The following is a 12631-nucleotide window of genomic DNA, read 5'->3' on the forward strand; positions in this document are numbered from 1 at the left end:
GGCTTAACGAATTAATCCCTTTTGTTTAAGAAAGTCTGCGGCGATCTGCTCGGCCTTATATCCTTCGTCCACTTTGGCATTCATCTCCTGCATTTCCTTCTCACTGATCTGGTTGTGCAGTGTATTTAAGACTTCGGCAAGCTGCGGATATTGATTAAGAGTGTCTTGCCGTACAAGGGGCCCTGCATCATAAGGAGGGAAGAACGAGCGATCATCCACCAGCAGCTTAAGCTTGTTAATGCTGACCTGACCGTCCGTTGTGTAGGCGGTAACCACATCGGTATCCCTTTGTGCGATAAGACGGTACATAATTCCTGTGTCCATACCTTTGACTTTGCGGAAATTTAAGTTGTAGGCGTCGCGAAGCCCGGGGTATCCGTCAGGCCGGTCAACAAACTCAAAAGGGCAGCTAAGAGATAGCTTTGGAGCTACCTTGGCTACATCACTATAAGTCTGCAAGTTGAACTTCTGGGCGGTCTCTTGTTGAACCGCCAAAGTATAAGAGTTGTTGAATCCGAATGGAGATAGGAAAGCAAGCTTGTCTTGGTTTAGAAGCTTTCTTGTTATGGACAAGGTCTCCTCGGGAGATCCAGTCTTCGACTGATAGTAATTTTGCACAATAGTTCCCGTATATTCCGGGTATATTTGAATGGAGCCTTTCCGCAGGGCGGTCCAAGCAATGTTGGAACCCCCGAGGTTTGTTTTAAGCTTCACGTGAATATCTGTCTTATCCTCTATGACCAATGCCATTAGGTTGGCGAGTACAATGTTCTCCGTAAAGTTCTTGGAACCAATAATCAGATCTCCCCCAGCTTTGCCGGGAGCCGAAGGATTCTTCCCGCAGCTTGATAGGCAGAGCAGGGAGAAGATCACAGCAATGCAGACTGTTGTTTTCCTAAGATCCATAGCTTGGCCTCTCCTGTCATGATGGTTTTAGACCTGGAGGAGTGGTTCGTCTCTCAAGTGCTCCCAGCAGTAAGTCGAGTACAAGAGCGAGCATAGCTGCAGGCAGGGCACCGAGCAAAATCAACGCATCCAAATTACGAGATATCCCCAGGAAAATGAAATCTCCTAAGCCTCCGGCTCCAATAAAAGCAGCTAGTGTTGCTGTTCCTACATTAATTACAGTTGCTGTCCGGATGCCGGCCATGATGAAGGACAGGGCTAGCGGCAGTTCGACCTTGAACAGAATCTGCCTGCGTGTCAGCCCCATTCCGACAGCTGCTTCGATAATAGAAGCATTAACGTCCTTGATTCCTGTATAGGTATTGCGAATAATAGGGAGCAAGGAGTATAGAAATAATGCCGTAATGGCAGTGACTGGTCCAATCCCCAGCAAGGGGATGAGCAGCCCAAGAAGAGCCAGACTGGGGACAGTCTGCAAAATATTGGCGATGCCAAGCACGGTTCCTTTGAAGGCTTGATAGCGTGCGATTAATATTCCAGCAGGAATCCCGATAACCATGGCAGCTAGCATGGAGAAAAATACAAGCTCAATATGCTGCCCAATCGCTGATAGCAGATCACCCCATCGTAGAGACACCTGAGTAACAAATTGGTCCCAGAACGATCCTGTCATGCTTCTTCATCTCCTTCCCCTGCCCAATGACTGGCAAATACCGTAAGCAGTGTTCCCCTCGTTACAACACCTATCACCCGCTGATATTGATCTACAACAGGAATAACTCCATGCTTAGCTTCCGTAATAGCCATTAACGCATCCTTAGCCGTTGCTGTATTGGGAAGAATGGGGTGGACGGGGTGGACAATGGACTCGACCGTTAACTCATCCTTCAACCGAGTTTGAACTTCGTAAGCCGAAATAATCCCAACGAGTTTTCCTTGGTCGTTACTGACCAGCAGTGTGTCCGTTTTACGCTGCCGCATTATCGTTATAGCCTTCACTAATGAACGGGAAGGGGAGATTGTGGCTGGATTTTCCCTCATAATCTCAGTAACAGGGATAAACTCGGGATTTTGAAATATCCTCTTCTTCCCGATAAACTCCTCGACAAAGCCATGTGCCGGCTCACGCAACAGCATCTCCGGCGTATCAAACTGCAGCAATGAACCGCTCTTCATCACTGCAATGCGATCTCCAAGCTTCAATGCCTCGTCCATATCATGGGTTACAAAAACAATAGTTTTCTTCATTTCCTGCTGTAGACGCAGCAGCTCGTCTTGAATTTGTTCCCGTGTTAAGGGGTCCAATGCGCCGAAAGGTTCGTCCATCAAAATGATGTCGGGATCAGCGGCAAGGGCTCTGGCCACACCGACTCTTTGCTGTTGTCCGCCTGAGAGTTCCTTAGGATATCTTGTGGCATATTGGGAAGGTTCTAGCCCAACCATTACCATTAGTTCTTCCACACGCCGCTTTATTTTTGCGGGTTCCCATCCTTTTAGATCTGGAAGAAGGCTGATGTTTTGTTCAATAGTGTAATGGGGGAACAGCCCTGTCTGTTGGATGACGTAGCCGATGTTCCGCCGAAGGCGTACCGGGTCGATTTGGTTAATATTCTTACCTTGTAGGGTGATAACCCCTTCCGTATGACGTTCCAAACGATTGATCATCTTCATGGTTGTTGTTTTTCCGCAGCCACTTGGGCCAATAAGAACAATAAACTCACCGGCATGGATTTCAAAATTCAAATCTTTGACCGCTTGATAACCGTCTGAATAGGTTTTTCCAACTTGATCGAATTTAAGCAAGCCATACCCCACCTTTTCTTAAGGTAAGGTAAGTATGCCCGTAAAATTGGCATTTTATGTACGAACAAATAGTGCAATTTCAAAATAAATAGAGTCTTTTTACCTAGGGAAAAAGACTCTGGAGTACAATTGAAGTATAATGGTGTTATCCAAGTTTTGTAATTAGGATTTTGTTAAACCCTTTAATAACACGATTTTTGTGGATAAAATTGGGGGTTTAGAGTGATTTAACACACAACAAATAAGGCGAATTAATGAACGGTGGAGGATGTCGTACAATAACACTTATACGACACTTCAAGGAGGATACATCAAATGTACAACGAGAATACATCAAACGAGCAAATTTTAGTTCTAAAGACTCAAGGCAAAGTCTTTAATGATGAACAGATCGTTCAAATGTTTTTGACTACCACCTGTAGAACCTCAAACACTCAGAGGAATTATTTCCGGGCGATTGGGCATTTTCGTTCATTTATTAATTACAAACCATTAAATGAAGTCTCATGGAGGGATATTGAAGCCTATAAATTAAGCCTTTCTCAGGGGAGCTTTTCAATAACTAATAAATCATTGGCCCCTGCAAGCGTGGCAGCATCCATTGCACCTCTTAAATCATTTTTTAAATGGGGAAGTGACCCGAATATCGGATTTTTCTCAAACAATCCTACTTCAAGTGTTCGGATTCCACAGATTCCGGTCACAAGTCGTAAACATTTTTTAACTAAGAAGGAAGTGGGGCGTCTACTTCATACTCTGCACAAACAAAGCATGCGCAATTACTTGATAGGATTGTCTCTTGTACTCTTGGGATTGAGAGTTTCAGAAGCAGCGTCAATACGCTGGGAGAACTTCCAAAGTGATGCAGCGGAAACTTCAGTATGGCTAGAGCTTCAGCATACAAAAGGGGGGAAATCAAGAGAAATTAAGGTTCCTCGCAACCTGTGGGAAGTATTTGAAGAATATTTGAGCATAAGCCAAAAACGGAGTGATTTCAGCTTCAAGGACTTGGTATTCCCAATCTCAACTCGGCAAATAGAACGAATTATTCAAACCGCTGGAGAGCAAGCTGGCATTCAAAAAAAGCTGACTCCGCACTGGCTGAGACATACAAATGCCACATTGGCATTGTTAAGCGGGGCTTCACTACAGCAGGTTCAGGAAAGCTTGGGACATTCACATATTAATACGACGCAGCGCTATCTACATACGGTGGAACTCATGAAGAAGGGTGCACCAGATTTTGTACATGACTATATTCAAGAATATATAAAATAAATGTCGATAGGACTATAAACCCATTTGAAAATATAGTATTTTTCGCCTATAATGAATCGTAACTCCTGTTTTATATTTTTTGATATTATGTTAATTCTTGTCTCGAAGTGTCGTATAAGTGTTATTGTACGACATCGTAAGTTGACTTGTATTTTAATGCAAAAAATAGTCAAAATTATTTTTTGATAGATTCAAAGCAAAGTGACTAAGGGAGATGCTGCCTAACACCATAATCATCGTTGTGGAGTGACGCTTGACGAAGGAGGAAGCAGATAAGTGAATGCTATTAGCTTATCCCGCAGTAAAGAAAATATGCCTATACTTGGAGCCTTTGAAGCTGCAGATTGGATGTGCAGTCTTCGCAAAAAACATGAAGAGACGTATGCGCACTGTGTCAGAGTAGCCATGCTCGCAGAGAAATTAGCGGATCAAATAGAGCTTTCGGAGAAAGAGAAGAAAAGCTTGATGCGAGGCTGTTTCTTGCATGATATTGGTAAGATTATGATTCCAACTGAAATTTTGGATCATAAGGGCAAATTGAATGATACGCAATGGAAAATTATGAAGCTCCATCCGGTTCTGGGAAGTGAAATTGTTGGGGCTCATCCAGGAATTGAGGAAGAAATTGTGCTGACGGTGCTTCATCATCACGAGAGATGGGACGGAATGGGGTATCCGTACAATCTTCGGGGTGAAGAAATCCCCTTCTTCTCACGGGTCTGTGCAGTGGTGGATGCCTTTGATTCGATGCTTTCGGATCGTCCGTACAAGAAGCGCAAAACCATAGAGGATGCAAAGGCGGAGCTTAAGAAAGGGATGGCAAGCCAGTTTGATGCGTCTTTGGTGGATATCTTTCTCGATATGCCAAACGAGGTTCTGGATATTTATTAATTGTAGCAGTTGTACATAAAAATAATAAAAGGTCCGAATGCTGGAATTTACGCTCCTTCCATATTCGGACCTTTTCACTATTTATCGGATTTAATCGCTGGCTGCAGCTCTTCCAAAATAGAATTTACATCCTCTTTGAACTGAGCGATAGCCGTTTGAAACCGTGCCCAGTGACTTGGATGTCCCACGGTTGCTTTTTCTGTCTTGCTCACGAGAAGCATAAGCCCTGCCAGTTCTTCTTTGAAGGCTTTTCCATGCCCTTCACGTTCAAGTCTATATTTCTCGGCGCGATAGGCTGCAGCACCATATTCTTCTTGAATCGGTTTGCTCTTGAGAAACTGTCTGCCGGCCTCTTGAATCGTATATACTTTCTTGCCGTCCAGCATCTCCGATTGTATCAGGTTCCGCTGTTCCAGGGTTCGCAGCGTCGGGTAGATCGAACCGGCACTGGGAATATAAATCCCACCCGAGTTGTCGCCTAAAGCCTTAATGATCTGATACCCATATTTGGAGCCTTGTTCCAGCTGCTCTAATATGGCGTATTTAACACCGCCTCTTCCATAAAAGCGAGTTCGGCGTTCTCCTTTTTCAACGGTATTCGATTTTACCATCCTATTTTGATGTTGGTCGCTCACTTTAAATCCCCCTAACAAACATAGGCTACTCATATTATACGGTATATTAAATAGTATGAATAATCATGACGTTATCTCCTATATAGAATGAACTAAAGAAATGAATGTTATAGGGCCGTATTAGGTGTTAAATATAGAAAAGTCAATGTAAAACTTTAGTTCAACCTATATAGATATATCGGTTAGAGGAGGGGTTCTTTTTAATGGTATCAAAAAAGTGCGTACTTTTAATTATAAATGCCATCCGGCATAATAATAATGAAAACCAACCCAGAATGAGGAGGATTACACGTGGCACAAACATTACAGGACACAGTTAAACTTAACAACGGAGTTGAAATGCCTTGGTTCGGGCTTGGAGTATGGCAGGTAGAGGATGGAAGCGAGGTTATCAACTCCGTAAAGTGGGCCATCAAGCATGGTTACCGCAGTATTGATACAGCCGCTGTATATAAGAACGAAGAAGGCGTTGGACAGGCCATTGCCGAAGCTATGAAGGAAGAGGGCGTTAGCCGGGATCAGCTATTCATTACCTCAAAGGTATGGAATTCCGATCAAGGCTACGAGTCTACACTGGAGGCTTTTGAAGCAAGCTTAAAGCGTCTTGGTCTGGAATATCTGGATCTGTATTTGATTCACTGGCCGGTGAAAGGGAAGTATAAAGAGACGTGGAAGGCTCTTGAGAAGCTGTACAAAGAAGGAAAGGTACGTGCAATTGGGGTAAGTAACTTCCATGTTCATCATTTGGAGGATCTGCTGGGGGATGCAGAGGTTGTGCCTGCTGTTGATCAGGTCGAGCTTCATCCTTATTTAAGTCAATTAGAGCTTCGTAAGTTTGCGGAAAGCAAGGGTATCCAGATTGAGGCTTGGTCTCCGCTAGCTAACGGCCAAATCATTAAAGATGAGACGATTAGCAAAATTGCAGAGAAATACGGCAAGACTTCGGCACAAATCGTGCTTCGTTGGGATCTGCAAAGTAAAATTGTAACCATTCCAAAATCAGTGAAGGAGCAGCGCATTATCGAGAACTCCTCTGTTTTTGATTTTGAGCTGAGTGCTGAGGATATGGCTGCGATCGACGCTTTGAATAAGAATGAACGTACAGGTGCAGACCCAGACAATTTTAATTTCTAATAAGCAGCCAATAGGTGCAGTTCATGATAAAGGGCCGAGGAGATTTCTCCCGGCTCTTTTTTTGTACGATACTGTCTGTTCAAGTGATATCCTCATATGGCATGATAGTAATCATAGTAAAAGACGAAAGGAGGTTAAGGATATAAGAGCTAGTACATATCAGAGACGCTCTAATTTGGTAGATCAAATGCTCCCTGAAGCATTTCAACTCTTGTGAATTTCTGCTCACCTAGAAATAAATCAATAGCAGATCAGGAGGAATGAATATGCAAATTAGAGAAATGGGAATACATGAGGTTGGTAAATTAAAGGAAATAGATCGTTCTGAGCATATTTCCAAGGTATATCGGATGGGCAGCTTAGGGATTCAGGCTGAAGAGGCTAATCATGAATGCGGTTCCTGGAGTCCCTTAATGCTTCAGGAATTACAAGATCGGTTCGTAGACGAGCTACAGCACGGCGGAATTGCTTATGGTGCCTATGCTGGAGAGGACTTGGCGGGCTTTGCCGTCTTAGCTCATCGTTGGCTGGGCAAGCGAGAAGACGGCCTTCAAGTGGACCTGATGTATGTATCCAGATCTTACCGCAGGCAGGGTGTAGGCAAAAGGTTGATGCATGAATTAAAGCTTGAGGCAAAGCGTAGGGGAGCGAAGTTTCTCTACATCTCTTCTACAGAGACCGAGTCCGCGGTGAATTTTTATCGTCATTGCGGAGGGGGACTGACCGAAGAAGTGGACGAACGGCTGTACGCCAAGGAACCAGAAGACATTCATATGGTGATTGATTTGCAAAATACTGAACCGGTTTAATCGGGGATAACATTCATCGAGTACAATGCAAGCAAAAAGATAAAAAAGGAGCTTGCTTGATGAACGCGAAGAAGGCTTTTATTCTGTTTTTGCTGCTTAATATTCTAAATTATCTAGATCGAAATGTGACTTCAGGTGTGCTCCCCTTATTGCAGAAGGATTTTGCAGTCAATGATGCCATGATCGGCCTCTTGGGCACAGCCTTTATGATTACTTATGCGGTAGCTGCCATTCCCTTGGGCATCTGGTCAGACCGATGGAAGCCCCATAAGGTTGCTGCTATAGGAACGGCCGTTTGGAGCCTTGCGACAATTGGTTCCGCACTCGCTTGGTCGTTCTCTTCTCTTTATTTGTTCCGGTCCCTGGTAGGGTTAGGTGAGGCCGCATTTGTAACGACCGGGGCCAGTATCTTGTCAGGATTGTTCCCTGAGGGTAAAAGAGCTAAGGTGCTAGGCCTGTTCAATTTGGGTCTTCCAATTGGCAGCGCATTAGGGGTTACGCTTGGAGGAGCCCTTGGATCGCAGCTGGGCTGGCCGGCTGCCTTCACGATCGTTGGTTTGCCGGGTCTGGTACTGGCCTATTTTACATGGAAGCTGCCATCCGGCTCGATGACCGAGAACTCTCAAGCAATAACTGAGAAGAAGCTGGTATTGCGGCGTAAGGATATGCTTTCGCTGTTCCGCAACGCTCCATTCCTGCTTGCTTCATTAGGATATGCGGGAATTTCCTTTGCATTTGGCGCGATTGCTTACTTTGGCCCTACCTTATTCCACCGAGCATTTGGCTATTCTGTAGGAGCTTCGGGAACCCTCTCGGGAGCGATGGTGGTGGTTGCAGGTTTGCTGGGAGCACCGCTTGGTGGGATTATTGCCGATTACTGGCTGAAGAAGAACCCCAGAGGAAGAATCTATACCGTGTCGATTGCGATGCTGTTATGCGCTGTTTTTTTGGCGCTGGGAATGCAGCTTCTAAGTCTGCCGCTGCTGTTTCTGTCAGTCTTTTTCTTAATGTGGCATGTCGGTATTGCGTCGGCCATTATTTTTGACGTATCGCCCAAATCGATCTGGAATACTTCTCAGGCAACAGCGCTTTTTATAATGCATCTACTTGGTGATGTGTTCAGCACTTATATTGTGGGAGAGATATCGGATCACAGCGGTTTGGTGTTCGCGATTCAGACCTTATCTATACCCGTACTGCTTGCTTCGGTCTTCTTCTTCCTAATGATCTGGTTCGTACCTGTGCGAGTCTACAAACGGGAAACCGTAGGTCAGACGGGCGAAATCCCATCCTAAACTATGGTAAACTATATTTATTCACTACCCGGATTAGGAGAAATGATAGATGAGATTAAACAAAGGATATTTCTACTTTTTGCTATGGATCGCGGGAGCGATCCTCCTTCTTTATTATGGGAACGATTGGATGGATTCAGTGAATGCCAACAGCAGCAAGAATAAGACAGATTATATCCGCATGGCGGGAATATTATACCCTGTAGTGCTCGGTGCTTATGTAAGCTTGCTGATCGGCATCCCCAACAAATGGCGGCCGCATAAACCGCTTTTGCTGGCTGTCTTTCTCCCGGCTTTTTTGCTGTTTGTGTATCCTACGGTGGGACAATATATCAAACTGCCGGAGCTTCCGCTATATACGGATGTTTTCAAATATCAGGGGAGGTTCTTGTTTGGTGTGGTTAGCGGGATGAGTTTGCTGCAAGGATTGTTTGAAGTTAGGCGGTAACTTACTCAATATTCATAAGGGTTGGAGGGCAGAAATCATGTTGATCAGACAAGCGTCGGAAGCGGATATTCAGGGAATTGCTGAAGTGAGCGTGGCAAGCTGGAAATCGACTTACCGGGGAATGGTTCCAGATTCCTACCTGGATAAGATCAGTATAGAACAACGTGCTAAGATTTGGGAAAAGGCGCTTTGTGATCCGCAGAGTACCACGATCGTTCTAGTGGCTGAGGATGACACCGGCCGTATCGTAGGTTTCTGCTCCGGTGGTCCGAATCGGGATGCAGCCTATAAGGCTGAAGGAGAACTGTATGCGATTTATTTGCTCCAGGAAGCTCAAAGGAATGGGCTCGGGACCCAATTGGTTCAGCAATTGCTGCGGTTGCTTCGGGGAGCGGGATACGGTTCTTGCCTGGTATGGGCGTTAAGTCAGAATACAGCAGTTTCCTTCTATGAAGGGCTTGGAGCAGTCCGGGTCGGCCAGGGAGAGCTGGAGATGGATGGAGTCAAGCTAATGGAAACAGCCTTGTGTTGGCAGTCTATCTAATACAGCTAATTGAGGAGGCATAAAGCATGTCATTTGAAGGGAAAGTTGTCATTGTGACTGGAGCAGCTCAGGGTATTGGACGTGGAGTGGCCGAAGCCTTTGCGGAGGCAGGTGCTTATGTTGTTCTGTCCGATTCGAATGAAGAACAAGGAGCAGCCACAGCCGCTTCCATCCGTCAGGAAGGGCGGAATGCGATGTTTATCCCATGTGATGTGAGGCTAGAGACAGAGATTCAGCAGCTCATGAAGCAGGCTGCCGATGAATTCGGGGCTATAGATATTCTGATCAATAATGCAGGGGTCTCCCGCTGGAAATCCCCGTACGAGCTGTCTCTTTCCGAATGGGACGACATTCTGAATACAAATGTGAGAAGCGTGTTCCTTGCCTCCCGTGAAGCTGCAGGCTATATGAAGCAGCGCGGAGGAGGGGCTATTGTAAATATGGCATCCACCCGGGCTATCATGTCTGAGCCTAATACGGAAGCCTATGCAGCTTCCAAAGGGGCAATTGTCGCCCTAACCCATGCGCTTGCCATCTCTCTTGGTCAGGATGGAATCCGTGTCAATTGCGTAAGCCCCGGCTGGATTGAGACAGGAAATTATGACGCGCTTAGGCCGGCAGATCATGAGCAGCATCCGGTAGGCCGGGTGGGATATCCGGGGGATATTGCTAGGGCCTGCATGTATCTGACGCATCCTGACAATACATTTGTAACCGGAACCCAACTGATAGTGGACGGGGGAATGACCCGCAAGATGATTTATGAGGAATAGAGGGGGCTAAGCTTATATGCTGCGCATCGGAATAATTGGTCTGGGCGGAATTGCCCAGAAGGCGTATTTGCCGGTTATTGGAGTAAGAAAGGGCGTAGAACTCATTTTTTGTACCCGGAATCAGTCAACTTTGAAGCAGCTTGTACAGAAATATCGTCCTGAAGCATCCGTGAACACGGTCGAAGAATTATTGGCACACCAGATTGATGCGGCTTTTGTGCATTCGGCTACAGAGAGTCATCCGCAAATCATTGAACAGCTGTTTTGTGCCGGGGTGCCTGTGTATGCAGACAAGCCAATTGCTTACCACTATGAGGATTCAGTTCGTTTGGTGGAGCTGGCTGAAGAGCTGGGTGTCATGCTTATGATCGGTTTTAACCGGAGATTTGCTCCTATGGTAGCTGATCTTAAGTCCAAGCCGGATCGGCGGATGATTCTCTTACAGAAACACCGTTTGCGAAGCCCGGATATTGCCCGCAGAGTTATAATGGATGATTTTATTCATGTTGTGGACACGCTTCGTTTTCTGCTGCCTGATCAAGTCCGGCATTCGGAGATATCTGTACTTCAACTGGATGGGCTGCTCTGTCAGGTTAGCTTGCAGCTTCAAGGGGATGGCTTTACAGGGATAGGCATGATGAACCGGGACAGCGGATTTAATGAAGAGCGCCTTGAAATCATTTCACCTTCAAATAAGTGGGTAGTCAATCAGCTGAATGAGACGCTGTGGATGAAGGACGGCAAGGAACACAGACAGGGATTTAGCGACTGGGATACGGTGCTTTACCGGAGAGGATTTGAGCCGATCATTGAACATTTTCTGACTTGTGTTCAGCAGGGAAGTGCTCCTTCAATTACAGCCAGAGACGCGCTGGAGAGTCACCTGCTATGTGAGGAGATTATTCGCTGTGCGGAAGCGAAAGGGGCTAAGGAGCTAACATCATAGTTATTAAGGGAGGGGAGAGCATGTTCGAACAATGGAATACCCGCATGCTTGATCTCAAGGAGCAAATCCAGCTTTATCATAAAGCTGAACAGAGGCTCAAAGCGCTTCAGAAGGATTTAGAGGAGCAGGAGCTTCTCCGGCGTCAATGGGAGCATAAACTTCAGGATGAAGAAGAGGATGTACAGCGGCTCGAGGGAACTTCCTTAACAGGTTTATTCCTCAAGCTGGTGGGGAGGAAGGCTGAGCGTCTTGAACGTGAACAGGTTGAGGTGCTTCAAGCACGAATGAAATACGAAGAAGCAGACCGTGCCGTCCAGGACCTAAAAGGTCAGATCAGTGCGCTTGTAAATAAGCTTGCGAATTTAGAAAGCGCTAAGCGGGAGCTAGATGAGATTATGGCGAGTAAAGAACGAGAGCTATTGGAGCAAAGCCCGCAGCTTCAAGAGCTGGCAGCCCTGCGATCCGATCTTAAGCTTCAGCATAAAGAGATGGATGAAGCTTACAGGGCTGGCCATAGAGTGATCTCCGACCTGGAATCAGCTGCGGAGGCCTTACATTCTGCGAAGAATTGGGGCACCTATGACATGCTTGGGGGCGGAATGATCTCTACCCATATTAAGCATGGGAAGATGGATGACGCTTCAAATTATCTTCAAAATGCCCAGGTAAGCATGCGCCGATTCGAGAAGGAATTAAATGATGTGAAGCTATCGCTGGGGAGTGAACTTGAGCTCGGCGATTTTATGCGGTTCGCGGACTATTTTTTTGACAGCTTTATTGTTGACTGGGCCGTTCAAGGCCGGATTGGCCGCTCACTGGATGAGGTTGAGGAGAAACTGAGCGAGATTAGGGTTATTGTTCGTGATCTGGAATCAGCAAAGCGTAAGCTTGAGTCAGAAGTTCGCAGGGCTGAGCAGCAATATCAACAGATGATTGAGCAAGCTTAAAGCGTAAATTTTGCCTATACTTGAGGTGATTTATTAAATACTTGATGACCGTTCCAGCGTAGGGCTTAGGGATGGTCCTTTTTTGTGTGAGGCAAGCAGACTTCCTTTCAACTCCATTTCACCGTTAAGAGCATTGTCCATCTGGGGTAAGAATATATGTAGGGCAGAGAGTAAATGGCTGCGGCTCTGTACAGCCTATAGAATGCAAAGAACGGCAGGCTT

General features: G+C 45.8%; 14 protein-coding genes. 10 read left to right on the forward strand and 4 right to left on the reverse strand.

Translation table 11 applies throughout. The annotated features are described in order from the left end of the window. Positions 1-3 precede the first annotated feature (3 nt). Genes DCC85_RS09555 through DCC85_RS09565 form a run of 3 tightly spaced genes read right to left on the reverse strand, consistent with a single transcriptional unit; the run spans position 4 to position 2709 of the window. Positions 4-906, reverse strand: a complete 903-nt coding sequence (locus DCC85_RS09555; RefSeq protein ID WP_108465383.1) for an ABC transporter substrate-binding protein — start codon at positions 904-906, stop codon at positions 4-6. 16 nt (positions 907-922) lie between these two features. Further along, complete coding sequence (locus DCC85_RS09560; protein WP_108465384.1) at positions 923-1579, reverse strand: ABC transporter permease; 657 nt, start codon at positions 1577-1579, stop codon at positions 923-925. After that, positions 1576-2709: an ABC transporter ATP-binding protein gene (locus DCC85_RS09565; RefSeq protein WP_108465385.1), complete on the reverse strand. Its 1134-nt coding sequence runs from the start codon at positions 2707-2709 to the stop codon at positions 1576-1578. The genes DCC85_RS09560 and DCC85_RS09565 overlap by 4 nt, the downstream gene beginning before the upstream one ends. Before the next feature lie 315 nt (positions 2710-3024). Between DCC85_RS09565 and DCC85_RS09570 the strand changes: the two genes are divergently transcribed. Both DCC85_RS09570 and DCC85_RS09575 read left to right on the forward strand, forming a co-directional pair. After that, positions 3025-3987 carry a tyrosine-type recombinase/integrase gene (locus DCC85_RS09570; RefSeq protein ID WP_108465386.1) on the forward strand — a complete coding sequence of 321 codons (963 nt, stop codon included), beginning with the start codon at positions 3025-3027 and terminating at the stop codon, positions 3985-3987. Between the two features lie 276 nt (positions 3988-4263). After that, positions 4264-4878: an HD-GYP domain-containing protein gene (locus DCC85_RS09575; protein WP_234414400.1), complete on the forward strand. Its 615-nt coding sequence runs from the start codon at positions 4264-4266 to the stop codon at positions 4876-4878. Positions 4879-4955: 77 nt separating this feature from the next. Here DCC85_RS09575 and DCC85_RS09580 read toward each other — a convergent pair whose 3' ends face one another. Further along, positions 4956-5513, reverse strand: a complete 558-nt coding sequence (locus DCC85_RS09580; protein ID WP_159081831.1) for a PadR family transcriptional regulator — start codon at positions 5511-5513, stop codon at positions 4956-4958. A 291-nt stretch (positions 5514-5804) separates the two neighbouring features. On the opposite strand from DCC85_RS09580, the gene DCC85_RS09585 reads away from it, so the two are divergent. The 8 genes from DCC85_RS09585 to DCC85_RS09620 all read left to right on the forward strand — a co-directional run bounded on the left by DCC85_RS09585 (position 5805) and on the right by DCC85_RS09620 (position 12409). After that, positions 5805-6647, forward strand: coding sequence for an aldo/keto reductase (locus DCC85_RS09585; RefSeq protein ID WP_159081832.1), 843 nt, complete (start codon positions 5805-5807; stop codon positions 6645-6647). Between the two features lie 266 nt (positions 6648-6913). Then, positions 6914-7456: a GNAT family N-acetyltransferase gene (locus DCC85_RS09590; RefSeq protein ID WP_108465388.1), complete on the forward strand. Its 543-nt coding sequence runs from the start codon at positions 6914-6916 to the stop codon at positions 7454-7456. 59 nt (positions 7457-7515) lie between these two features. Next, entirely contained in the window at positions 7516-8751 is a 1236-nt protein-coding gene (locus DCC85_RS09595; protein WP_108465389.1) for a spinster family MFS transporter, read from the forward strand. A gap of 49 nt (positions 8752-8800) precedes the next feature. After that, a complete protein-coding gene (locus DCC85_RS09600; protein WP_108465390.1) occupies positions 8801-9199 on the forward strand; it encodes a hypothetical protein in 399 nt (132 codons plus the stop codon). A gap of 37 nt (positions 9200-9236) precedes the next feature. Next, a complete protein-coding gene (locus DCC85_RS09605) occupies positions 9237-9743 on the forward strand; it encodes a GNAT family N-acetyltransferase (protein ID WP_234414401.1) in 507 nt (168 codons plus the stop codon). 26 nt (positions 9744-9769) lie between these two features. Then, complete coding sequence (locus DCC85_RS09610; RefSeq protein ID WP_108465391.1) at positions 9770-10516, forward strand: SDR family NAD(P)-dependent oxidoreductase; 747 nt, start codon at positions 9770-9772, stop codon at positions 10514-10516. 16 nt (positions 10517-10532) lie between these two features. Then, positions 10533-11462 carry a Gfo/Idh/MocA family protein gene (locus DCC85_RS09615; RefSeq protein ID WP_234414402.1) on the forward strand — a complete coding sequence of 310 codons (930 nt, stop codon included), beginning with the start codon at positions 10533-10535 and terminating at the stop codon, positions 11460-11462. 20 nt (positions 11463-11482) lie between these two features. Further along, positions 11483-12409 carry a coiled-coil domain-containing protein gene (locus DCC85_RS09620; protein ID WP_108465392.1) on the forward strand — a complete coding sequence of 309 codons (927 nt, stop codon included), beginning with the start codon at positions 11483-11485 and terminating at the stop codon, positions 12407-12409. Positions 12410-12631: the final 222 nt, after the last annotated feature.

This window comes from Paenibacillus sp. CAA11, assembly GCF_003060825.1.
In the GTDB taxonomy this organism is placed as follows: domain Bacteria; phylum Bacillota; class Bacilli; order Paenibacillales; family Paenibacillaceae; genus Fontibacillus.

Excerpts from the sequence above, each read along its gene's own strand:
- DCC85_RS09615 (WP_234414402.1), top strand. The coding sequence starts at position 10,533 with ATGCTGCGCATCGGAATAATTGGTCTGGGCGGAATTGCCCAGAAGGCG.
- DCC85_RS09610 (WP_108465391.1), top strand. The coding sequence starts at position 9,770 with ATGTCATTTGAAGGGAAAGTTGTCATTGTGACTGGAGCAGCTCAGGGT.
- DCC85_RS09560 (WP_108465384.1), bottom strand. The coding sequence starts at position 1,579 with ATGACAGGATCGTTCTGGGACCAATTTGTTACTCAGGTGTCTCTACGA.
- DCC85_RS09595 (WP_108465389.1), top strand. The coding sequence starts at position 7,516 with ATGAACGCGAAGAAGGCTTTTATTCTGTTTTTGCTGCTTAATATTCTA.
- DCC85_RS09590 (WP_108465388.1), top strand. The coding sequence starts at position 6,914 with ATGCAAATTAGAGAAATGGGAATACATGAGGTTGGTAAATTAAAGGAA.
- DCC85_RS09600 (WP_108465390.1), top strand. The coding sequence starts at position 8,801 with ATGAGATTAAACAAAGGATATTTCTACTTTTTGCTATGGATCGCGGGA.
- DCC85_RS09605 (WP_234414401.1), top strand. The coding sequence starts at position 9,237 with ATGTTGATCAGACAAGCGTCGGAAGCGGATATTCAGGGAATTGCTGAA.
- DCC85_RS09555 (WP_108465383.1), bottom strand. The coding sequence starts at position 906 with ATGGATCTTAGGAAAACAACAGTCTGCATTGCTGTGATCTTCTCCCTG.
- DCC85_RS09620 (WP_108465392.1), top strand. The coding sequence starts at position 11,483 with ATGTTCGAACAATGGAATACCCGCATGCTTGATCTCAAGGAGCAAATC.
- DCC85_RS09570 (WP_108465386.1), top strand. The coding sequence starts at position 3,025 with ATGTACAACGAGAATACATCAAACGAGCAAATTTTAGTTCTAAAGACT.